The following is a 21,256-nucleotide window of genomic DNA, read 5'->3' as shown; positions in this document are numbered from 1 at the left end:
ACCTTCCACAGTTCGTACACTGGACCGCATGGCTGAGCTGCCCTGTGGAGGAACGTCCGACGACGCGATCGGGGCGACCCGGTGAACGGCCTCTGGTGGCTTCCGTCGTTCGTCGTGTTCGGTGGCGCGGCGGTCCTGGTGTGGCTCGTCGTGTCCGTCCTGCGCGGCCGACGCAAGGCCCAGCGCACCTCCGGCGCGTCGATCGACGACTTGCATCGCCGTGCCGGCATCGCCCTCGTCCGCACCGATGACCTCATCCGTGAAGCGGCCGACGAGGTCGACTTCGCGGAGGCCGAGTTCGGTCGCGATGTCGCACGCGGGTACGGCGAGGCCGTCCAGACCGCGCGCGCATCGCTCCAGGAGGCGTTCCGCCTGCGTCAGGCGCTCGAGGACGAGATCCCGGACACCGAGATCCAGCGTCGGCAGTGGAACGAACGGATCACACACATCTGCGGAGAGGTCGAGAAGACCCTCGCCGAGCACTTGCGGGCGCTCACCGACCGACGGGGCGTCGAGCGATCCGCCCCCGAGCGCGTCACCGAGCTCCGCACCAGACTCGACGATGCCCGCAGCCGGCTGACCGCCACCGGGCTGACCCTCGCGAACCTCGCGTCGAGCATCGCCGCCACCGCGTTGGCCGATGCCGGCGCCGTCCGCCGCCAGGCCCAGGAGTCCGCCGATGCCGCGGCAGCTGACCTCGATCGCGCCACAGAGCGCGTCGCAGCCAATCTGCCGACAGCCGACCCGCTCGATCGCGCCGGGCGCGCCCTCCAGCAGGCGACCGCCAGGCTCGACGCCGTCGACCGCTCACTCGCCGGGATCACCGCGGCGGCCGCGCAGGTCGAACCGCTCCGCGAGCAGACCAGACGGGCCCTCGCCGACGCCGCGATCCTGCGCGACACCGCGCTGCGCCCGGAGACCGTCACGATCATCGCGCGGACGATCGAGCAGGTCGGCCGGACGGTCGCTGAGACGGGGATGCGCGCGATCGACAGCAGCGCGTCCTCGATCGGTTCGGCCACGGGTGCAGCCGCTCAGCCCAGCACCCTGCCGGACCCCGTCGCCCAGCTGGACCGGCTCCGCACCGCGAACACGGAACTCGATGCGGCACTCGCGACCGCCAGGAGCGCCCAGCAGCGCCTCGCCAACGCGACGGAGGCCCTGTCCGGCGCCCTCTTCACCGCGCAGAGCCACCTCCGCGTCGCCGGCGACTACATCGCCGCGAACCGGTCCAGGGTCGGGGCCGATGCCCGCACGCGGCTCGCAGAGGCGACCCGTCAGCTGGAACTCGCGACAGCAGCATCGACCGACGACCCGGTCGAGGCGCTCGACATCGCCCGGCGGGCATCCCGCATCGCTCAGGACGCCGACGCCCTCGCGCGGTACGACACCGGCCCGCATCCCGCGCCGTTCGCCGACTGATCGACGTTCGCGCCACCCAGCCGACTCCCAGGGGCCGGTGCTAGGCTCATATTCGAGTCCCGTAGTAGCAGCCGCTCTCAGCGCGCAGCACCAGGACCGAACGTTCCGCTCCTTCCCCACGAGCACCGTTCGCAGTCATGCTCCGCGCACCTACTCCAGAAGCGCAGCCTCGATGCGGCTCATCCATGATCCATAGACATCTGAAACGAGTACCACCATGTCCACACAGACCACCGAATCCCAGCGATTCTCAACGACCAGCACACGACCCGACTTCGCAACGTCGACGCAGACGAGCGCCCAGGCGACCCGCCAGCACACGACCGCGAAGCTCACCTACCGCTTCGGGCTCAGCCCGCGCGGCGAGTCCGGACGCAACCAGTCCCGCACCGCGTCATCGTCCAGCCGCCGCTCCACCGGCGCCCCGGCACGACGCGCGTAGTCACAGCACCTGCTGCCGGATGGCAGCGCCGACGGCCCCGACACATGATGTGTCGGGGCCGTTGTGGTGTGTGGCCCTTCGACAGGCTCAGGGACCGGGCGTTGACACGCTCAGGGACCGGGGCGGGGCCCTTCGACAAGCTCAGGGACCGGGTTTCGACAGGCTCAGGGACCGGGCGGGCGGGCTAGTGGGCCGCACCGAACTCGACGAGCAGCACGCCTCCGACGATCAGGACGATGCCGACCGACATCACCCAGGTCAGCGGTTCCTTGAACAACACCCGACTGAGGATCGCGGTCAGCGCGACGCCGCACGCGGCCCACACACCGTACGCGACACCCACCGGCATACCCTCAGCGAGCACCACCGCGAGCAGGCTGAACGCCGTGAGATAACCGATCACCACTGGCGCGATCCACCGCTTGCGCGTGAAGCCCTTCGACGCACTGAGCGACAGGGTCGCGGCGACTTCAGTCACGATCGCCCCAGCGAGCAGCAGCCAGGTCATGCGGTCACTCCTGAGTCGCCGCTGGTCGACTCAGCATCGAGCGCCGCCGCGCGACGGCGGTTCTGGGCACGCTGCGAACCGAACTCCAGCATCAGCACCCCGCCGATGATCAACACGATGCCGCTCCCGCTGACCCAGCTGAGCGCATCGCCGAACACGATCGCCCCCAACACCGCCACGAGCGCGATGCCACACGCAGACCACACCCCGTAGGCGACGCCGAGCGGCATCCCCCGCGCGAGGATCACGGACAGCGCCCAGAACGCGCCCAGATACCCGATGACCACAACGATGTACCAGAACGGATGGCTGAATCCGCCGGTGGCGCGGAGGGAGAGCGTCGCGAGGACTTCGAGCAGGATGGCGCCGCCGAGCAGCAGCCAGTTGAGACGCATCCTCCAACGCTAGCGGCGGATCACGCCGTCGAATCCCCTTCGACGACTGCCGTCGGGAAACGGTTCGGAAACAGTCCGAGAACGGCAGGAACGAGCCTGACCCGATCAGGAATAGGAGGAGGTGCCGTACGAAATCCCGGTCGACCACAGCGCTCCGGCCGCGACGATCCACACCGCGACGAGCAGCCCCCACCCGACGATGAACAGTCCGTTCAGGACGATGCCCGTGATCGCCAGTCCACGACCGGCCGGCTCACGCTTCACACCGAGGATGCCGAGGACGAGGCCAGCGAGCGGCAGCAGGAACGTGAACCCGAACAGGATCGACACCAGCCCGAAGATCATGCTCGTCAGGCTGAGCCCCTTCGGCGCCGGCGGCGCGATATACACGGGGTACGGCTGGTACGGCTGGTACGAGTAGCCGGGCTGCGCGGGGTAACCGGGCTGGGCTGAGTATCCAGCCTGTCCCGGATATCCACCCTGTCCCGGATATCCAGGCTGTCCCGGATATCCAGGCTGCGCCGGGTAACCGCCCTGCGCGGCGTAGCCGGGCTGCCCCGGGTACGCGGGCGGCTGCACAAATCCGGCGGACGACGAGGGCTGCTGCGGATACGGCCGCACCTGCTCAGGCGACGACGCGCCCGCCGGGTCGTACTGCTGATCCGCGTTGCTCATCGAAACGTCCTCCTGGCCGGTCGCGACACCCGGCCGGATCTCGCACAATCAGCCTAGCCAGCGTGAGCCGACCGCGTGCAGCCGCCCGCGTGAGCCGCCATCGCGATCGCAGCCCCGACACAGCATCCCCACCACACCATCCCCACCCCACGTCACACTCGCCCCTGCGTGACGCCGGGTGCATCGACTCCCATCGGAAGCGACTACCGTAGTTCTCCGGTGGGTGGCACTCCGGCGGCCGTCCGGAACCCGCCGAAAGGGATGAGGAATCCGGTGCCGAACGATGCGATCGCCCAGGAACAGCTCCACCTCGACCGGCTCCACGAGCTGATCAGGGACCAGTCAGCCATCGAGGAACGCCGTTCAGAGGAAGCCCTGAAGTCGTTCGGGATCGGCGACGACGACGATGCGGCCTCGTTCTCGGAACGCGACGCACTCGTCGCGCACCACCGTCAGCGCATGGTGGAGCTGCGTTCCTCGGGGTACGGTCTCCTCTTCGGCCGACTCGACCGCGAGACCGGCGAGCAGCACCACATCGGCCGCATCGGCCTCCGCGACCCGGAGAACGGCGACCAGCTCCTCCTCGACTGGCGTGCACCGGCATCGCGTCCCTTCTACACGGCGACGCCGTTGCGGCCGGAGGGGCTGCGTATCCGCCGCCGCATCAGCACCGCCAACCGTGTCGTCACCGAGGTGCACGACGAGATCCTCGATGCCGAGCTGCTCGACGGCGACGAGGAGTCCGGCATCGGCGATTCCGGTGCGCTGCTCGCCGCGCTCGGCCGGGCACGCACGAAACACATGACCGACATCGTCGACACGATCCAGGCCGAGCAGGACACGATCATCCGCGCACCCCTGCCTGGCACGCTCCTCGTGCAGGGCGGCCCGGGCACTGGCAAGACGGCCGTCGCCCTGCACCGCGCCGCGTACCTGCTGTACGAACACCGCGAACGGCTCATGCGCAGCGTCGTCCTGCTCGTCGGCCCGAACACGACGTTCCTCGACTACATCTCCCGTGTCCTCCCCTCGCTCGGCGAGACGAGCGTCGTCCTGATGACGCCGGCGACGATCGTGCCGGGCCTGGAAGGTGTTGGCGATGAGGCGCTCGACGTCGCCGAGCTCAAGGGCGAACTGCGGATGACGGACGTCATCGACCGGGCGATCCTCACCAAGCAGGCGCCGGTGGAGACCCCGATCACCCTGCAGATCGCCGGTGACGGAGCCCTCCGCATCCTCCCGGGGGCCCTCCGCCGGATGCGCAACGCGATCCGCAAGTCCCGCACACCGCACAACGAGGCGCGTCTCCGGTTCGAGCGCGCGTTCCTCACCCACATCATCACGCTCGAAGGCAAACGCGACGGGTTCGAACCGCGCACGGGAGAGGACGCGGACGAACGCCGCGTCGAACTCCTGGAGGAGCCGGAGATCGAGGCGCTGCTCGACTCGCTGTGGCCCATCATCGAGCCGGCCGACATCGTCCGGGAACTCCTCGCATCGCCGGAGCTGCTGGAGACCGCTGCCATCGACCACACGCCAGAGGAACGTGCGCTCCTCCTCCGCGATCCGGAATCCCAGCTCACGCCGGGCGACATCCCGCTCGTGGACGAAGCGGCAGAGCTCCTCGGTGAGGACCCGCGCCCCGCATTGCTCCGCCAGCAGCGCGAAGCCTACGAACGCCGCCACGACCTCGAATACGCACGCGGCGTCCTCGAAATGCTCGGCGACTTCAGCACCGACGACGAACTCTCGGGCGACGACTTCCTCCAGTCGGCGCAGTCCCTCGCGGAACGCCACCAGGTCGAGGACGACCGCAGCCCCGCCGAGCGCGCGGCATCGGACCGCACCTGGGTCTACGGCCACGTGATCGTGGACGAGGCGCAGGAGCTCACGCCCATGATGCTGCGCTCGATCGTGCGACGCTGCCCCAGCCGCTCGATGACGCTCGTCGGCGACATCAACCAGAACAGCACGACGGCCGCCCGCACCAGCTGGACGGAACTGCTCGGCGAGCAGGTCCCCCGCTGGACCGAGACCGTGCTGACCGTGAACTACCGCACGCCGGAACAGATCATGGACCTCGCCGATCCCGTCAGGCGTGAGCTCGACCCCGGCTCCCCGGAACCCGTGTCGATCCGCCGCGGAGACGAGGAACCTGAGCTGTTGCACGTCGCGGCGGAAGCCGTGGTGCAGACGGCGGCCGATGTCGTCGCACGCAAGCTCACCGAGCACGCCGGCATCGTCGGACTCATCGCACCCCGACCGATGCTGGAGCGGCTGGAACTGTCCGTCGACCAGGCGCTCGCGGCAGCAGGGATCGCCGATGCGACGGGCTCACGACTGTGGGTCGGCACCGCCAGGGAGAGCAAGGGGCTCGAATTCGACACGGTTGTGCTCGTCGAACCCGAGTCGCTCGGGGGATCTGGGCGGACCGCGCTGTCATTGCAGTACGTCGCGCTCACACGGGCGACGCAGCGGCTCACGGTGGTGTCCTCCGCCGAGGGGTGACCGGGCGCCTGCGTGATCGCAGCATCGCTCGCCGGATGAACGGCCGGCCATCGATCCATCGCCAGTCTGAACGGCGGCTGACCACTGCGCTGAACTGATATCCATTTCGCGGTCTCAGTCCGTAGGATAGGGCGCCGGAACAGAATGTGAGGGCTGCGATGAAAGTCATCAGCTACAACCTCCGCAAGAACCGCGCCAGCGGCGAACTCCTCGAACTGACCCAGAAATTCGATCCGGACGTGCTCTGCCTGCAAGAGGCCGACACGACGATCCTCCCGGCGGAGGTCGGGCTCCTCCACCTCGCCGACGCCACCAGGCGCAACCGACTCGGACTCGCGGTCTACTACCGTCGCGACCGGTTCACGGCGACCGCGACGCAGACGTTCGCGCTCAAGAAGTCCCTGCACGACATGGTCCTCGCGCCCGCGCACGAGCGGCTGATCGGCACCCGACTGACGGACACGGTCGCCGGACGCGACCTCATCGTCGCCTCATTCCACGCGGCCCCCTTGACGGCGCTGAACTCGCTGCGCCGCAACCAGATCAAGGCGGCGCACGAGCAACTGCACGCGATGGGCGACGTCCCGACGCTGATGGTCGGCGACTACAACTACCCGATCTTCCAGAACAAACTCAGCAACACGGTCCAGGAGACCGGGTACGACCTGACGCTCAGCGACCGGCGCACGTACACCAGGTACAAGATGTTCCGCGGGCACTTCGACTTCGCGACATCGGTCGGCCTGCAGATCGAGAGTGTGCAGACGCTCCCCCGCGGCACCTCGGACCACCTGCCGATCCTCGTCGACGCCGTCTACGGCGACGGGCCGGCCGCCACCAAGAGCCGCGACCGTGAGAACGGCGTCGAGCAGGCGCCTGGCGCCGGGCGTTCAGGTGGAGCCGGTCGGGCTGCGACTGCCGGCCGTGCCGGTGCCGGGCGCACGGGCGGCGGCCGTCTGAGCGGGCGGAACCGCACGAAGTAGGCGTTGCGGGCGTCGCTGGCGCGTATCGCCGTCGCAGCCCTCAGCGCTCCCCTGTTGCAGAATTCAGGAACTCTTGCCCGGGAATGCGCTTACTCGCCCCGGAATGCGCATGCTCATCCTGAATGCAGCAAAAGTTCCTGAATTCTGAACAGGCCCTGGTGCTCAGATGAGGCCGCGGAGGAACTCCTCGACGCTGACGCCGCGCTCACGTGCGCGCCGCACGAGACGGGCATGCTCCTCGGTCGTGACGTTGAGCGTCAGCGACGTCCAGTCGGTGACCTCGTCCAGGCTGAACAACGCGTCACCGAACAACGTGTCGTCTGGGGCGTCGATGTCCTCGGCTTCCGGCTCCGGATCGCGGTCCGATGCGCGCTTGACGGACGAGTCCGGCTCAGCCGCAAGCGTCGCCCCGGCATCGTCGCCCGTCCACCCTGGACCCGCCGGGATCGCGATGCCGCGCTGATACGCCTCGGCGACGGCGCGCGCCCGCACATCGGCCGCCTCGTTGAGCACGTGCCCGACGTGCCCCTTCACCCACTCGAAGCGGTACCGTCGGCCGGTGATCGCCTCATCGATCTCCTTGAGCAGATCCAGGTTCAGGACCGGTTTGCCGTCGCCCTTCTTCCAGCCCTTCTTCTTCCAGCCCGGCATCCACTTCGTGACCGAGTTGATGACGTACTGGCTGTCGCAGAGGATGTGGAGGTCCTCATCCAGGTGCGCGGTCGCGCGGAACAGCTCGAGGACGGCCTTCAGCTCACCCTGGTTGTTCGTGGCGTGCTTCCACCCGCCAGCAGCCCAACACTCGTCGTTGACGTACCAGGCCCAACCGGCAGGCCCCGGGTTGCCGAGTGCGGATCCGTCAGCTGCGGCAGTGATCGTCATGTGAGCCTTTCAGAGTGGTGCAGGGTCGTCGTCAATCGTATCGACGCCCGCCGTTGCCGCGGCTCCCCGACTGAGCGCCCGGCACCGCGTGCAGAATTCCGGAGAACGTGTGACAGGAGTGACGAGGGAAGCGCTATCCGGTCGCGGCAAGCGCCTTCCGGGGCAAGAGTTCCGGAATTCTGGACACAACTCCGCACCGATATGGACAGCTGCAGTCCGGAACGGGTCACACCGAAGTCGGTTGAGGACCCGAGTTCTGCTGGACGTCGGCTCTGCAAGCACCTAGGGTCGGGGGATGTTCGAAAACTCGTTCCCGTTCTTCACGATCATCCCCATCCTGTATGGCGTCGTGGTGATCGTCGTCCTCGTCCTCGTGATCCGGCTGGCCCTCGCCGCGACGAGAGCGCTCAACGCGTACTCGACATGGCGCAAACTCGCGACCGACCTCCTCATCGCAGACAACCAGGCGCCGGTCATCCCGCCGGCCGCTCCCCCGATTGTCCCGCCGACCACGCCGCCGACCGAATAGTCAGGGCCGACGGAACGTGCTCACCGTGACCGCGACGGTCACCTCGGTGCGATCCGCGAGCGATGCGATGCGCTCGTCGAGTTCCGACGGGTCGAGATGGTGCGCACTCGGCCCCATAAGGACCTCATCGCGGATGTCGTCGCGACCGAGCACCAGGGTGTACTCCAGACCGGACCGATCAACGAGGTCGAACCCCGCCAGTTGCGTATCGAGCCGCTCGTCCTTGCGCTCCGCGATCCCGATCATCCCGAGCGCCGCGCGGAGCTCCGCGAGATGCCCCGGCTGCGGCGTGACCACAACGAGCGAGCCGCCAGGACGCAGGACGCGCAGCATCTCGGGACCGTTGCGTGGGCCGAAGATGCTCAGCAGATGTGATGCCGCAGCGTCGCGGAGCGGGAGCCGGCCCCAAGCATCGGCGGTCCCGGCCGCTGCGCGTCGATGTGATCTCGCCGCGCGTCGAGCGGCCAGCGGCGACAGGTCCAGCGTGAGGCCGATGAGCGAGGGGTGCGCATCCAGGACCCGCGCGAGGTAGTAGCCGGTCCCGCCCGCGATGTCCACGATCAGGCCAGGTAGGTGGACGGCAGCATCGGAGGGCGCGTCGGGCGCGTCGGCGGCACCGGCTTGCGGACCACCGGCGGCACCGGCCTGCGAGACCGCCGCATCGCCATCGCCCACCCGGCTGGCCGGGAGTGCTGCCGACACCGCATCGGCGATGGGGTCGTATGCTCCGGAGCGCAGGAAGGCGTCGCGAGAGGCCACCATGTCCGCGGTGTCGCCGGTCTTCGGCGTCCGACCGCCGACGACGAGTGACGCGTATCCTTGCTTCGCGACGTCGAACGTGTGGCGCGAAGGACAGCTCAGCGCTCGGCCGTCGCGGGTCAGCGGCTCCCCGCAGATCGGGCACGCGAGGGCGTCGGCGACGAGGTCCAGCCCGGTCGGAAGCGTTGGATCAGGGGTCGCCCCGCCTGCGCTGCCGTCGATCGTCACCTGCCGAGTGTACCGAGCGCCCAGAGCGCGGAACGGCGGACGAGTTCCCGGTGCTCCGGTGATTCGAACGAACGCTCGTCGTGTCCGAGGGCGTCGTAGACGATGCGGGAGCCGCCGTCCTCGCGCGCCCACAGCACGGGATGGAGGACGCCGTCGTGTTCGTGCTCCGCCAGGATCGCGACGTCGTCCCTCGTGCGCTGCAAGCGGCTGTACCGCTCATCGAACAGGGTGAAATCGGTCAGGCCGTCGACGATCGGATGGCGGTCCGCGTGCACGAAGATCTGCGCCTGACCGATGTCCGGGTGCATCGAGATGCCGGGCAGCCACACGCCTCCGAGCGCACCGGCCCAGGCCGGATAGTCGCGGAGGGTCGCCGCCGCGGAGTGGAACGCGAGGACGCCGATGCCGCGGTCGAGTGCGGCGGACAGTCCTGCGATCGATTCGGCCGGGGCGCCGATGTCTGCTGCGTGCGGCGATCCGTCGGCGTGGTCGCTCTCATCGCGCCATGGGTCGCCGGCGAGGATGACGAGCAGGTCGACATCCCCGAGGTCGGACAGGGCACGGTCGACGTCGGTGGCGACGCGGGTCTCGATGCCGGCGTCCTCGAGGATCTGCTCCACGATGACGGCGTTCCGCGCGAACGGGTGCCACGGGTCCGCGTAGCGCCCAGAACCGACGATGATGAGCGCCCGGCGGGTGTCGGAGTTGGGCATGCGGTACCTCCTGGTCGTGATCGCCAGAGCCTAACGCACCTGGGCAACCGCTTTCCAGCGTGTGGCGCTGCGGTGTCGCGATGCGGCGCTGTCGCGACGTCGCGGCACGATGCGCGCAGCGTGATGAGCGCGGGTCTATGCCGCGAGCGCGCCCCGGATCCAACCCGCGCTCGCGGCGCAGGGGTGCGCTCATCGGCGACGCTGGTCCCCTGTCGCATCGCGCTGCACTCCCAGGCTGGACGGGAGTGCGCCACTAGACTGCCGGAATGGCCGCAGGAACCAACACGGGAGCACCCACCCTGCACGACGTCGCTCGCGAAGCCGGGGTCTCGCTCGCAACGGCATCGCGCGTCCTCAACGGGAGCACCCGCGTCGTCGCGGAGGCGTATCGCGATCGCGTCACCCTCGCCGCTGACCGACTCGGTTACACGACGAACCTCTCCGCGCAGGCCGTCGCGCGCGGCACCTCGTCGATCGTCGCGCTCGTCGTCCCGGACATCGCCGACCCCTACTTCTCGCAGATCGCGGCCGGCGTCACCTCCGAGGCGGAAGCCGCCGGACTCGTCGTCAGCGTCTCGGTCACCGGCCGCGACCCGGAGCGAGAACTCCAGGTCGTCCGCACCCTGCGCGGTCAACGCCCCCGCGTGCTCATCCTCGCCGGCTCGCGCCGCACCGACGACCCCGTCGAAGCCGCACTCGCCACCGAACTCGCCGCATACACGAGCCTCGGCGGCACGGTGTCGTTCATCGGCTCCAACCAGCTCGGCTACGCGACCACCCGCGTCGACAACCGCACGGCCGCCCACGCGCTCGGGACGAGCATCGCGGCACTCGGCTACCGCAGCAGCGCAGCCGTCGTCGGCCCCCAGTTCCTCGTCACCTCCGCCGACCGGTTGGGCGGATTCCGCGACGGCCTCACCGAGAACGGCGGCAGGCTGGACGATGCGCACGTCATCGTGAGCGAGTTCAGTCGCGATGGCGGCTACCTCGGCACCCAGCGGCTCATCGAGGCGGGGCTCGGCGGCATCGACCTCGTGTTCGCGGCGAGCGACGTGATGGCGATGGGCGTGATGTCGGCCCTTCGCGATGCGGGCCTCACGCCGGGCGAGGACGTCGCCGTGTGCGGATTCGACGACATCCCGACCGTCCGCGACGTCACGCCGGCGCTCACGACCGTCCGCATCCCGCTCGAACAGCTGGGGCGGACGGCGTTGCGCCTCGCCCTGGGCGATGCGGACCAGGCGTCCGACACCGATGCCGATGCGTCGCTCGACGCAGAGGTCGTCGTGCGGGCGAGCACCCCGGCGCTCAGCCGCTAGCCAGCCGGGCGGCACCCGCAACCGGTCCTCGACCGTGACGCGACTCTTCACTCCTGTTCGCAATTCAGGAGCGCCCTCGGCGCGCCGCGCCAAAACGCGTCGAGGGGAGGCGACACGCCGGGGTGCTCCTGAGGTGTGGACAGACCGGACGCCACGGACGCCGACGCCGGCACAGCCACGGACGCAGCTGCAGCTACAACCCCGGTTCCGGACCCCGATCCCGATCCCGCCCCCGATGCCACACCGCTCCCTTGCGAGCGCCGCGCACCTCATCTACACTCGGGTAAACGCTTTCCCAACCATCGCATCCGACACCCCATCCAGCTCGTCGGACTCGACCGGGACGCGCCGCCCACCAGACCGACACCGCCCCGCGCCATCGCCGGCCGGACGCGCGCACCAGAAGGAAACACTGTGTCAGAGCAGACCATCGGCATCATCATGAACGGCGTCTCCGGACGCATGGGCTACCGTCAGCACCTCGTGCGCTCGATCCTCGCGATCCGCGAGCAGGGCGGCGTGCTCCTCTCGGACGGCAGCCGCGTCCAGCTCGAACCGATCCTCGTCGGCCGCAACGAGGCGAAACTCGCCGAGCTGGCGGCCAAGCACAACATCGAGCACTACACGACCGACCTCGACGCAGCCCTCGCCGACCCGCGCTGGCAGATCTACGCAGACTTCCTCGTGACGAAGGCCCGCGCTGTCGCCATCAAGAAGGCGATCGCAGCCGGCAAGGCCATCTACACGGAGAAGCCGACGGCGGAGAGCTACGAGGAGGCCCTCGAACTCGCCCGTCTCGCAGAGGAGGCCGGCATCAAGAACGGCGTCGTCCACGACAAGCTCTACCTGCCCGGCCTGCAGAAGCTCAAGCGCCTCATCGACTCCGGCTTCTTTGGCCAGATCCTGTCGGTCCGCGGCGAGTTCGGCTACTGGGTCTTCGAGGGCGACTGGCAGCCGGCGCAGCGCCCCAGCTGGAACTACAAGAACGAAGAGGGCGGCGGCATCATCGTCGACATGTTCCCGCACTGGAACTACGTCCTCGAGAACCTGTTCGGCCGTGTCGAGTCTGTGTACGCGAAGGCGTCCACGCACATCCCGAACCGCGTCGACGAGCAGGGCAACCGCTACGACGCGACGGCCGATGACGCCGCCTACGCGATCTTCGAGCTCGAGGGCGGCGTGGTCGCCCAGCTCAACTCCAGCTGGACCGTGCGCGTGAACCGCGACGAACTCGTCGAGTTCCAGGTGGACGGCACGCACGGCTCGGCCGTCGCAGGGCTCTTCGGCTGCAAGATCCAGCCGCGCAACGCGACCCCGAAGCCCGTCTGGAACCCGGACCTGGCCGACGCGCACGACTACGACGGCGACTGGATCGAGGTCCCGACGAACGACGTGTTCGAGAACGGCTTCAAGACGCAGTGGGAGGAGTTCATCCGCCACGTCGCCGAGGACGCACCGAACCCGTACGACTTCCTGGCCGGCGCCCGCGGCGTCCTCCTCGCGGAGAGCGGCCTGGAGAGCTCGCGCAGCGGCCGTCGCATCGACCTCCCAGCGGTCACGAGCACCGCGAGCACGAACGGCGAATGACGATGACCGACCTCACCCTGCTCGCGGAGGACGGCGGCACCAGCCGGGCGCCGCTCAACCCCGCACCGGGCTTCACCAAGCCGACCGGGACGCTCACGAGCCGTGTCGCGTACGCGGCCGCGCACGTCGTCCCTCGCGTCACGGCCGAGAACATCCCCGGTGCGCCGGCGGACATCGATTGGGATGCGACCCTCGCGTTCCGCCACCACGTGTGGTCCTGGGGGCTGGGCGTCGCGGATGCGATGGACACCGCCCAGCGCAACATGGGTCTCGACGCCGCAGCGACGCGGGAGCTCATCTCCCGGAGTGCCACCGAGGCCCAGTCGGTCGGCGGTGCGCTCGTCGTCGGTGTGAACACCGATCACCTCGACGAGGAGGTCGTGTCCCTCGACCGCGTGATCGACGCGTACAAGGAGCAGCTGCACTTCACGGAGGACGCCGGAGCCGGCGTGGTCCTGATGGCGAGCCGACACCTGGCGCGTGCCGCTTCGTCCGCGGACGACTACCGTCGCGTCTACCGCGAGGTCCTCTCGGCGGCGAGCACACCCGTGACCCTGCACTGGTTGGGGGCAGCGTTCGACCCGATCCTGGCCGAGTACTTCGGTTCGGCGGATTCCACGGTCGCGAGCGACACGGTCATCGACATCATCGAGGAGAACCGCGCCAGCGTCGCCGGCATCAAGATGAGCCTGCTCGACGCCGATGCGGAGATCGCGGTCCGGAAGCGGCTCCCGGAGTCCGCGCGCATGTTCACGGGCGACGACTTCAACTACGTCGGCCTGATCGCCGGTGACGGGACGGCGCACTCCGATGCGCTGCTCGGCGCGTTCGCGGCGCTCGCCCCCAACGCGTCGGCGGCCATCCAGGCCCTCGATGCCGGGGACGATGCGCGCTACCTCGACATCCTCGGCCCCACCGAGGCACTGTCGCGGCAGATCTTCGCGGCGCCCACCTACTACTACAAGACGGGTGTGGCGTTCATGAGCTGGCTGAACGGTCACCAGCAGGCGTTCTCGATGGTGGGCGGCCTGCACGCTGCGCGTAGCCTCCCCCACTTGTCGCGCATCGTCGAGCTGGCGAACGCGTCCGGCGGGCTGGAACGCCCCGAACTGGCGGCGGCGCGCTGGCACACGCTCCTCAGCGTGAACGGGATCAGCACGAACGGGGCCGGCGTATGACCGCGCACCAGCTGCTGTCGCTCAACCAGGCGACGATCAAGTACGCGACCCTCGACGAGGCCATCGCTGCGACGACCGCTGGCGGTATCGAGAGCATCGGCCTGTGGCGTGAGCCTGTAGCGGCGGTCGGCCTGCAGGAGTCGGCGAAACGCCTCGCGGACTCCGGCCTGCGCTTCTCCAGCCTCTGCCGCGGCGGGTTCTTCACTCCGGAGGAGGGCCCGACCAGGCGAGCCGCGATCGACGACAATCGCCTGGCAATCGAGGAGACGGCGACGCTCGCAGCAGCAGGCGCGGACGGGTCGGCAGCCGTGCTCGTGCTCGTCGTCGGTGGGCTCCCGGCGGGGTCGCGCGACCTCATCGGCGCCCGTGAGCGGGTGCGGGACGCCATCGGCGAACTCGCTCCGGACGCTGCGGCGGCCGGTGTGACGCTCGCGATCGAGCCGCTGCACCCGATGTATGCGTCCGACCGGGCCGTGGTCTCCACGCTGGGTCAGGCGCTCGACATCGCCGAGCAGTTCCCGATCGGTTCGGTCGGCGCCGTTGTGGACACCTTCCACGTGTGGTGGGATCCGGATCTGTACACGCAGATCGAGCGGGCCGGCGCAGCTGGTACCGGCGGCCCCCTCGGGCGCGGCGGTGGTCGCATCGCGAGCTATCAGGTGTGCGATTGGGCGACTCCGCTCGCCGCTGACGTGCTCCTGTCCCGGCATTACCCCGGCGATGGGGTGATCGACTTCGATCCGATCACGCGCGCCGTGTTCGCGGCCGGGTACGTCGGCGACATCGAGGTGGAACTGTTCAATCAGACCATCTGGGACTCGCCATACGGCGAGGTCGTCGATCGCACCGTCGCGGGCTTCGCAGCAGCCGTCGCGCCGCACATCCCCGCGGCCTGACGCAGCACCCAGACGCAGCGGCCTGACGCAGCGGCCTGACGCCGCAGCGTGACCCAGCAGCCCCCAACCGAGCCCGTCCTGTTCACAATTCAGGACGGGCTCGGCGTGTTGCGCCCGGCATCCGCGTTCCGACGCCGACGCGCCGCATCGCTCCTGAATTGCGCACGGACAACCAGCCGAGAACTCCCCGGGTTCGCATCGCGCGACATTCCTGCTACATTCTGGGAATGCGGTTTCCCATCCGCGGACGACCACCGACGACGGTGCCGGACCGCGGTACGGAACCCACCATCGACGATGCTGACAAGGAGTGCACCATGGACACGGCACCGGCGAGGAACGAGCCACAGCGGAGGCCGAAAGCCGCCTTCGCGCTACGCCCGGGACTCATCCCCCACCTCTTCTCCGAGCGCGAGCTCCACACCCTCCACGACCTCCTCGAGTTCGTCCAGGGGCACCCGCTCACCACGATCGACGAGCACGACACGCGCCTCGCGGACATCGAAGTCCTCATCACCGGCTGGGGCAGCCCGCAGCTCACCCCGGCGGCCCTCGATGCGATGCCGTCGCTCCGCACGATCATGCACGCCGCAGGGACCGTCAAGGGCCACGTCGACCCGGAGGCGTGGAACCGCGGCATCGTCGTCACCTCGGCCGCCGACGCCAACGCCTACCCGGTCGCGGAGTACACGCTCGCGTACATCCTCCTCGGCGGCAAGGGCGTGCCTGGCATCATCAACGACTACGCCGAGAACCCGGCCATCGACCTCGAACGCGACTATCCGGACATCGGCAACTACCGCAAGCGCGTCGGCATCCTCGGCGCCTCCCGGGTCGGCCGCCGCGTCATCGAACTCCTCGCGCCGTTCGACTTCGAGATCAGCGTGAGCGACCCGTTCCTCCGGGACGACGACCCGATCCTCGCGAGCGCGAAACGCCTGGAGCTGGACGAGTTGTTCGCGCAGAACGACATCGTCTCGGTCCACGCGCCGCTCCTGCCGGACACCGTCGGCCTCGTCGACCGTCGACTGCTCGCGATGCTGCCCCCGGGCGCCGTGCTCATCAACACCGCCCGCGCGCCCATCGTGGATCAGGATGCCGTGATCGAGGCCGCAGAGGCGGGCCGACTGACGGCGATCCTCGATGTCACGGACCCGGAACCGCTGCCGGCCGACCACCCGCTGCGGGGCGTCCGCAACATCATCCGCACACCCCACGTCGCGGGCGCGCTCGGCAATGAACTGCGCCGTCTGGGTGACTGCGTACTCGAGGAGGTCACGCAGTATGTGGCGGGTGATCGACCGATTCGTGCGGTCGGAATCAACGATCTCGCGGCGATGGCATGACCGCGCTTGACATGCGAGCCGCGGCTGCATATTCTCGTGAGCAGGTTGGGAAAGCGCATTCCGGGACTCGTTCCCGGAAGCTCCACCAGAACAAGGAGGTTTGATGATGGGATCCGCGACAACCGCCGGCACAACCGACGACGACGCCATCGCACTCATCACCGGCTGACGCCCCACCCAGCTCCAGCCGAGCCCCAACCGAGGCCCAGCCCAGCTCCAACCGGCTCCGGCCAGGCCCTCCAGGCCACACCCGAACACCCCACCACCCCGAACACCCCAACACCCCGAAACCACCCGTATCCGGCCCAGCACCCTCAGGCCGAACACAGCACCGTCCCACCCGGGGACACCCACCACATCAAAGGAGATGCACCATGAGAAGAGCGATCCTGACCGCAGGCGCGATCATCGCCTCGGTCACCTTGCTCGCCGGCTGCTCCGCCAACGGCGGCACCGCGAACACCGACTCGTCCGGCCCCGTCAAGCTCACGTTCTGGGACTGGGACCCCGGCATGGACTCGATCGTCGACGTGTGGAACAAGGCGCACCCGGACATCCAGGTCAAGCTCGCCAACCCGGCCGGCGGCGACGAGCTCGTCAGCAAGCTCATCACGGCCCACAAGGCCGGCAACGCCCCGGACATCACCAAGGTCGAGTACCAGTCGCTCCCCGCGCTGGTCTCCAACGGCGTCGCAGCGGACATCAGCGACTACACCGCCGACTCCGCCAAGGACTTCGGCAAAGCTGCCCTCTCGCAGGTCCAGTTCGAGGACAAGACCTACGGCGTCCCGCAGGACTTCGCGCCGCTCGTCTTCTTCTACCGCCAGGACGTCTTCGACTCCCTCGGCCTGAAGGCCCCCACCACCTGGGACGAGTACGCGGCCGCCGCGGCGACCATCCACGCAGCCGACCCGACCAAGTACCTCGGCACCTTCAGCGCCGGCGACCCGGGCTGGTTCGCAGGGCTCACCCAGCAGGCCGGCGCCAACTGGTGGTCCGCGAAGGGCAAGGACTGGACCGTCGACATCAAGGACGCCCCGTCCACGAAGGTCGCGGACTACTGGCGCGGTCTCATCGACCAGGGCGTCATCAAGGGCGACCCGTTCTGGTCCGCCCAGTGGAACAAGGAGATGGACGACGGAACGCTCGTCGGCTGGATCTCCGGCGCCTGGGCCCCAGCCCAGTTCGGCGGCATCGCCCCGAACACGGTCGGCAAGTGGACGATGACCTCGCTCCCCGCATGGACCGCCGGCGACAAGACCACCGGCATCTGGGGTGGATCCGCGATCTCCGTCACGACCGACTCCAAGCACCCCAAGCAGGCCGCGGAGTTCGTCAACTGGCTCAACACGAGCGATGAGGCCCTCGCCCTGCAGGTCGAGAAGATCAACATCTTCCCGGCGGCGACGAGCGGTCAGAAGCTCGACGCCCTCACCAAGCCGCCGGCATTTATGCCGAACCAGCCGGACTACTACAAGACGATCGCGGACATCGCGGCCGATGCACGCAGCTTCGACATCTGGGGCCCCAACGCGACCGTCACCTTCGGCGCGTACAAGGACGGCTTCGCTGCAGCGATCCAGAACAAGACCTCGTTCTCGGATGTGCTCGGCACGATGCAGGACACCACGGTGACCGACATGAAGAAGCTCGGGTTCACGGTCAACAAGTAGTATCGCCGCAGTTCCCGGCCGTCCGGGGAGGAAACCTCGTTCCTCCCCGGGTGGCCGGCCCACCGCACCACCGGTCCCTGAGCCCGTCGAAGGGCCCAGCACCACCCCACACCGGTCCCTGAGCCCGTCGAACGGCCCAGCACCACCCCACACCGGTCCCTGAGCCTGTCGAAGGGCCCAGCACCACAGCACCACCCCACCCAAGCCCCACCCTCAGCTCGAGGAGCGACCATGGCAACATCCACCCCCCAGCGAGCGGCAAGCACCGCACGCGGCGCAGCTCCCACCACGCCGCCCGGCGCGACCCCCGGCGCCCGGCCCCAGAAGCGCAAGCGTCTGTCCAGCCCGGTCTTCCCGATGCTGCTCGTCGCCCCGGCGATCATCCTGCTGGCGCTGTTCACGGTCGCACCCGGCATCTACGCGCTCGTCCTGAGCCTCCTGCAGCGCAAGGTCGGCGGCGGCCTCCTCGGCGGCGGGACGACCACCGAGGTCTTCGTCGGCTTCACCAACTACATCACGGCCCTCGCGGACAGCGAGCTGTGGGGCAGCCTCGGCCGGATGCTCGCGGTCGCCGTCATCGGCGTCCCGGCCACGATCATCCTGGCGCTGCTCTTCGCCCTCTGCCTCGACGCCAACCGGGCCCGCCTCGTCGGCTTCGCCCGCATCGCGATCTTCCTCCCGTACGCCGTGCCAGGCGTCGTCGCATCGCTCCTCTGGGGCTTCCTCTACCTTCCGGCCACGAGCCCGATCGGCGGCCAGGTCGTCAACTACTTCGGTTCGACCGAGATCTTCTTCTCCGTCGCGAACATCGCCGTCTGGGGTGTCGTCGGCTTCAACATGGTCATCATGTACACGGCCCTCCGCGGCCTGCCGAAGGAAGTGTTCGACGCGGCCCACGTGGATGGCGCGAACGAGTTCCAGATCGCCCTCCGCATCAAGCTCCCGATGATCAAGCCCGCCGTCATCATGTGCGCGCTGTTCTCGGTCCTCGGCGGCCTCCAGCTCTTCAACGAGCCGATGACGCTCCGCCCGCTCGCCAACGCGATCTCCTCCACCTGGGTGCCGCTCATGAAGGTGTACACGGATGCGTTCGTCAACGACGACATCCACCAGGCGGCAGCGACGTCGATGATCCTCGTCGTCCTCACCATCGGGGCATCGATCCTCGTCAACAGCGTCGGCTCGATCCTCGGAAGCAGGAAACGATGACCACCTCGACGCTCATCAGCCCGCGCATCACCGCACCTCGCGGGATGAAGAAGACGAACGTCTTCGCCACGACCGTCCTCATCGTCGGCGCCCTGTACTGCATCCTGCCGGTGCTGTGGATCCTCATCGCATCGACCAAGTCGAGCAGCGAACTGTTCTCGACGACCACGTACCTCCCGTCGTTCACGGGTGGCTTCTTCGAGAACATCCAGCAGCTGCTGAGCTACCGCGGCGGGATCTTCGGCCGCTGGGCGCTCAACTCGGTCATCTACGCGGTCGGCGGCGGCCTGGCGTCGACGCTCATCGCGGCGGCTGCCGGCTACGCGCTCGGCAAGTACACCTTCCCCGGTTCGAAGCTCGCGTTCCGCGTCATCATCGCCGGTGTCCTGCTGCCGCAGATCATGCTCGCTATCCCGCAGTACCTGATGATGTCGCAGGTGGGCCTGACCAACAACTACGCGGCCGTGCTGCTGCCCTTGCTCGTCAGCCCGTACGCGATCTACCTGTGCAAGATCTATGCCGAGGCTTCCGTGCCGGACGAGATCATGGAGGCGGCCCGCATCGACGGCGCCTCGGAGTGGAAGATCTTCCTCTCGACCGGCCTGCGGCTGATGTCGCCGGCGCTCGTGACGATCTTCCTGCTGCAGTTCATCGCGATCTGGAACAACTTCCTGTTGCCGTTCATCATGCTCTCGGACGACTCGATGTTCCCGCTCACGCTCGGCCTGTACGGCATGTTGCGCTCGAGTGCGTCGCAGGCCGCGCTGTATTCGCTCGTGATCACGGGGACGCTGCTGGCGATCGTGCCGGTCGTCATCCTGTTCCTGTCTCTGCAGCGGTTCTGGCGGGTGGACCTCCTCTCCGGAGGCGTGAAGAGCTAGCGCTCCGCCCGGGTCCCTGAGCCCGTCGCCCCGGTCCCTGAGCTTGCGCCCCGGTCCCTGAGCTTGTCGAAGGGCCCCGGTCCCTGAGCCTGTCGCCACGGTCCCTGAGCTTGTCGAAGGGCCCACCCCAGAAGAGCTCGGCGTCGACTGCACAACGCAGCCGACGCCGAGCTCTTCTCACAAACGAGGTTCGCCCCTCCGCCTCAGCCTGCGACCGGCGTGAGCAGATCCTCCAGCCCGATGCGACCGAGGAACTCCGCCCGGATCCGGTCCGCGACATCGCTCACTTCCTCCGACCCGTCGTTCGCCGGATCGATGTGGCTGCGGAACGGACGCTGCCCTGCCGGGAGCGCCACGATGCGTGCGATCTCGTCGGACACGAGCGACGCGTCGGCATCCGCAGGCGCCAGCTCGGCGAGTTTCGCCGACACCTGCTCCATCAGCCCCGCGTATCGCGTCTCGTACTCCGCGACGGTCGCAGCGTCGGCCGCATGTCCGCCGTTCGCGAAGTGGTTGGTCCCCGAGGTGAAGGAACCGGGGATCACGATGCTCGTCTCGACACCCCAGCGGGCGAGTTCGGCCGCGTAGCTGACCGCGAGCGCGTCCATCGCCGATTTGGCGGCGAAGTACGGCGCGAGGTACGGCGGCGTGCCACCCTTGGTGCTCGAGCTGCCGACCCAGAGGACGAGCCCGTTGCCCTGCTTCCGGAGCTGCGGGAGGGCCGCCCGGTTCAGTCGCTGCGTCGACAGCACGTTCGCGTCGTAGACGCGCGCCAGTTCTTCCGGGGTGAACGCCTCGGTCGGACCGGTGACCATGTGCCCGGCGTTGTGGATGACGACGTCGAGGCGGCCGTGTTCGGCGATGATCGCGGCGACGGCCGCATCGATCGACTCCTGCGAGGCCGAGTCCATCTCGATCGCACGGAGGTCCGCGCCGTGTTGTGCGGAGAAGTCCGCCGCCTCCTGCACGCGTGGTGCGTTGCGGCCGGTGGTTTCGCGGATGCCGGCGTAGACCGTGTGCCCCTGCAGCGCGAGGGCGCGGGCGGTGAGGGCGCCGAAGCCTGAGCTGGCGCCGCTGATGACGATGACGTGGTTCATGATGTGCTCCCTGCGGATTGCGATGG

19 protein-coding genes and 1 pseudogene are annotated in these 21,256 nt (G+C 68.7%); 13 read left to right on the top strand and 7 right to left on the bottom strand.

The window, feature by feature from the left end; translation table 11 throughout:
• The first annotated feature begins 81 nt into the window (after positions 1–81).
• Both ACL9RL_RS04500 and ACL9RL_RS04495 read left to right on the top strand, forming a co-directional pair.
• Positions 82–1,422, top strand: a complete 1,341-nt coding sequence (locus ACL9RL_RS04500) for a hypothetical protein (protein ID WP_422779012.1) — start codon at positions 82–84, stop codon at positions 1,420–1,422.
• A gap of 217 nt (positions 1,423–1,639) precedes the next feature.
• The gene (locus ACL9RL_RS04495; protein WP_422779011.1) at positions 1,640–1,864 is read left to right on the top strand and encodes a hypothetical protein; all 225 of its coding nucleotides are present in this window, start codon (positions 1,640–1,642) and stop codon (positions 1,862–1,864) included.
• A 184-nt stretch (positions 1,865–2,048) separates the two neighbouring features.
• Here the strand turns inward: ACL9RL_RS04495 and ACL9RL_RS04490 are convergent, their stop codons facing one another.
• The 3 genes from ACL9RL_RS04490 to ACL9RL_RS04480 form a co-directional block, all read right to left on the bottom strand.
• Positions 2,049–2,372 carry a DMT family transporter gene (locus tag ACL9RL_RS04490; protein ID WP_422779010.1) on the bottom strand — a complete coding sequence of 108 codons (324 nt, stop codon included), beginning with the start codon at positions 2,370–2,372 and terminating at the stop codon, positions 2,049–2,051.
• Positions 2,369–2,767 (bottom strand): DMT family transporter, encoded by a 399-nt coding sequence (locus tag ACL9RL_RS04485; RefSeq protein WP_422779009.1) that lies wholly within the window; start codon positions 2,765–2,767, stop codon positions 2,369–2,371. The genes ACL9RL_RS04490 and ACL9RL_RS04485 overlap by 4 nt, the downstream gene beginning before the upstream one ends.
• A 105-nt stretch (positions 2,768–2,872) precedes the next feature.
• Positions 2,873–3,442, bottom strand: coding sequence for a hypothetical protein (locus ACL9RL_RS04480; RefSeq protein ID WP_422779008.1), 570 nt, complete (start codon positions 3,440–3,442; stop codon positions 2,873–2,875).
• A 273-nt stretch (positions 3,443–3,715) separates the two neighbouring features.
• Between ACL9RL_RS04480 and ACL9RL_RS04475 the strand changes: the two genes are divergently transcribed.
• The gene (locus tag ACL9RL_RS04475; RefSeq protein WP_422779007.1) at positions 3,716–5,950 is read left to right on the top strand and encodes a HelD family protein; all 2,235 of its coding nucleotides are present in this window, start codon (positions 3,716–3,718) and stop codon (positions 5,948–5,950) included.
• Positions 5,951–6,108: 158 nt separating this feature from the next.
• Positions 6,109–6,771, top strand: a pseudogene (locus ACL9RL_RS04470) (endonuclease/exonuclease/phosphatase family protein); the annotation flags it as partial.
• A 324-nt stretch (positions 6,772–7,095) separates the two neighbouring features.
• Here ACL9RL_RS04470 and ACL9RL_RS04465 read toward each other — a convergent pair.
• Positions 7,096–7,815 carry an RNase H family protein gene (locus tag ACL9RL_RS04465; protein WP_422779006.1) on the bottom strand — a complete coding sequence of 240 codons (720 nt, stop codon included), beginning with the start codon at positions 7,813–7,815 and terminating at the stop codon, positions 7,096–7,098.
• 295 nt (positions 7,816–8,110) lie between these two features.
• Here ACL9RL_RS04465 and ACL9RL_RS04460 point away from each other — a divergent pair, with 295 nt between their 5' ends.
• Entirely contained in the window at positions 8,111–8,344 is a 234-nt protein-coding gene (locus tag ACL9RL_RS04460) for a hypothetical protein (protein WP_422779005.1), read from the top strand.
• Here ACL9RL_RS04460 and ACL9RL_RS04455 read toward each other — a convergent pair whose 3' ends face one another.
• Together ACL9RL_RS04455 and ACL9RL_RS04450 are read right to left on the bottom strand one after the other, a co-directional pair.
• Positions 8,345–9,274: a putative RNA methyltransferase gene (locus ACL9RL_RS04455; RefSeq protein WP_422779215.1), complete on the bottom strand. Its 930-nt coding sequence runs from the start codon at positions 9,272–9,274 to the stop codon at positions 8,345–8,347.
• Positions 9,275–9,327: 53 nt separating this feature from the next.
• A complete protein-coding gene (locus tag ACL9RL_RS04450; protein ID WP_422779004.1) occupies positions 9,328–10,044 on the bottom strand; it encodes a ThuA domain-containing protein in 717 nt (238 codons plus the stop codon).
• 266 nt (positions 10,045–10,310) lie between these two features.
• Here ACL9RL_RS04450 and ACL9RL_RS04445 point away from each other — a divergent pair, with 266 nt between their 5' ends.
• The 8 genes from ACL9RL_RS04445 (at position 10,311) to ACL9RL_RS04410 (ending at position 20,133) form a co-directional block, all read left to right on the top strand.
• Positions 10,311–11,363, top strand: a complete 1,053-nt coding sequence (locus ACL9RL_RS04445) for a LacI family DNA-binding transcriptional regulator (RefSeq protein ID WP_422779003.1) — start codon at positions 10,311–10,313, stop codon at positions 11,361–11,363.
• A gap of 441 nt (positions 11,364–11,804) precedes the next feature.
• Positions 11,805–12,950: a Gfo/Idh/MocA family protein gene (locus tag ACL9RL_RS04440; protein WP_422779214.1), complete on the top strand. Its 1,146-nt coding sequence runs from the start codon at positions 11,805–11,807 to the stop codon at positions 12,948–12,950.
• Positions 12,951–12,952: 2 nt separating this feature from the next.
• The gene (locus ACL9RL_RS04435; RefSeq protein WP_422779002.1) at positions 12,953–14,128 is read left to right on the top strand and encodes a dihydrodipicolinate synthase family protein; all 1,176 of its coding nucleotides are present in this window, start codon (positions 12,953–12,955) and stop codon (positions 14,126–14,128) included.
• Positions 14,125–15,024, top strand: coding sequence for a sugar phosphate isomerase/epimerase family protein (locus tag ACL9RL_RS04430; protein ID WP_422779001.1), 900 nt, complete (start codon positions 14,125–14,127; stop codon positions 15,022–15,024). The genes ACL9RL_RS04435 and ACL9RL_RS04430 overlap by 4 nt, the downstream gene beginning before the upstream one ends.
• Positions 15,025–15,341: 317 nt before the next feature.
• Complete coding sequence (locus ACL9RL_RS04425; RefSeq protein WP_422779000.1) at positions 15,342–16,370, top strand: hydroxyacid dehydrogenase; 1,029 nt, start codon at positions 15,342–15,344, stop codon at positions 16,368–16,370.
• A 374-nt stretch (positions 16,371–16,744) separates the two neighbouring features.
• Positions 16,745–18,043, top strand: a complete 1,299-nt coding sequence (locus ACL9RL_RS04420; protein WP_422778999.1) for an ABC transporter substrate-binding protein — start codon at positions 16,745–16,747, stop codon at positions 18,041–18,043.
• A gap of 231 nt (positions 18,044–18,274) precedes the next feature.
• Positions 18,275–19,252, top strand: coding sequence for a carbohydrate ABC transporter permease (locus ACL9RL_RS04415; RefSeq protein ID WP_422778998.1), 978 nt, complete (start codon positions 18,275–18,277; stop codon positions 19,250–19,252).
• A complete protein-coding gene (locus ACL9RL_RS04410) occupies positions 19,249–20,133 on the top strand; it encodes a carbohydrate ABC transporter permease (protein ID WP_422778997.1) in 885 nt (294 codons plus the stop codon). The genes ACL9RL_RS04415 and ACL9RL_RS04410 overlap by 4 nt, the downstream gene beginning before the upstream one ends.
• A 203-nt stretch (positions 20,134–20,336) precedes the next feature.
• Here ACL9RL_RS04410 and ACL9RL_RS04405 read toward each other — a convergent pair whose 3' ends face one another.
• On the bottom strand, positions 20,337–21,230 hold the full coding sequence (locus tag ACL9RL_RS04405; RefSeq protein ID WP_422778996.1) for an SDR family oxidoreductase: 894 nt from the start codon (positions 21,228–21,230) through the stop codon (positions 20,337–20,339).
• Between the last annotated feature and the right edge of the window lie 26 nt (positions 21,231–21,256).

The organism is Plantibacter sp. Mn2098 (assembly GCF_049319745.1).
Lineage (GTDB): Bacteria > Actinomycetota > Actinomycetes > Actinomycetales > Microbacteriaceae > Plantibacter.
This window is presented reverse-complemented; position numbering and strand designations above follow the sequence as displayed.

What these genes read in the sequence shown, in the direction of transcription:
- ACL9RL_RS04465 (WP_422779006.1), bottom strand. Translation starts at nt 7,815, where the DNA reads ATGACGATCACTGCCGCAGCTGACGGATCCGCACTCGGCAACCCGGGG.
- ACL9RL_RS04435 (WP_422779002.1), top strand. Translation starts at nt 12,953, where the DNA reads ATGACCGACCTCACCCTGCTCGCGGAGGACGGCGGCACCAGCCGGGCG.
- ACL9RL_RS04440 (WP_422779214.1), top strand. Translation starts at nt 11,805, where the DNA reads ATGAACGGCGTCTCCGGACGCATGGGCTACCGTCAGCACCTCGTGCGC.
- ACL9RL_RS04415 (WP_422778998.1), top strand. Translation starts at nt 18,275, where the DNA reads ATGGCAACATCCACCCCCCAGCGAGCGGCAAGCACCGCACGCGGCGCA.
- ACL9RL_RS04460 (WP_422779005.1), top strand. Translation starts at nt 8,111, where the DNA reads ATGTTCGAAAACTCGTTCCCGTTCTTCACGATCATCCCCATCCTGTAT.
- ACL9RL_RS04490 (WP_422779010.1), bottom strand. Translation starts at nt 2,372, where the DNA reads ATGACCTGGCTGCTGCTCGCTGGGGCGATCGTGACTGAAGTCGCCGCG.
- ACL9RL_RS04405 (WP_422778996.1), bottom strand. Translation starts at nt 21,230, where the DNA reads ATGAACCACGTCATCGTCATCAGCGGCGCCAGCTCAGGCTTCGGCGCC.
- ACL9RL_RS04480 (WP_422779008.1), bottom strand. Translation starts at nt 3,442, where the DNA reads ATGAGCAACGCGGATCAGCAGTACGACCCGGCGGGCGCGTCGTCGCCT.
- ACL9RL_RS04420 (WP_422778999.1), top strand. Translation starts at nt 16,745, where the DNA reads ATGAGAAGAGCGATCCTGACCGCAGGCGCGATCATCGCCTCGGTCACC.
- ACL9RL_RS04430 (WP_422779001.1), top strand. Translation starts at nt 14,125, where the DNA reads ATGACCGCGCACCAGCTGCTGTCGCTCAACCAGGCGACGATCAAGTAC.
- ACL9RL_RS04425 (WP_422779000.1), top strand. Translation starts at nt 15,342, where the DNA reads ATGGACACGGCACCGGCGAGGAACGAGCCACAGCGGAGGCCGAAAGCC.
- ACL9RL_RS04445 (WP_422779003.1), top strand. Translation starts at nt 10,311, where the DNA reads ATGGCCGCAGGAACCAACACGGGAGCACCCACCCTGCACGACGTCGCT.
- ACL9RL_RS04495 (WP_422779011.1), top strand. Translation starts at nt 1,640, where the DNA reads ATGTCCACACAGACCACCGAATCCCAGCGATTCTCAACGACCAGCACA.
- ACL9RL_RS04410 (WP_422778997.1), top strand. Translation starts at nt 19,249, where the DNA reads ATGACCACCTCGACGCTCATCAGCCCGCGCATCACCGCACCTCGCGGG.
- ACL9RL_RS04450 (WP_422779004.1), bottom strand. Translation starts at nt 10,044, where the DNA reads ATGCCCAACTCCGACACCCGCCGGGCGCTCATCATCGTCGGTTCTGGG.
- ACL9RL_RS04485 (WP_422779009.1), bottom strand. Translation starts at nt 2,767, where the DNA reads ATGCGTCTCAACTGGCTGCTGCTCGGCGGCGCCATCCTGCTCGAAGTC.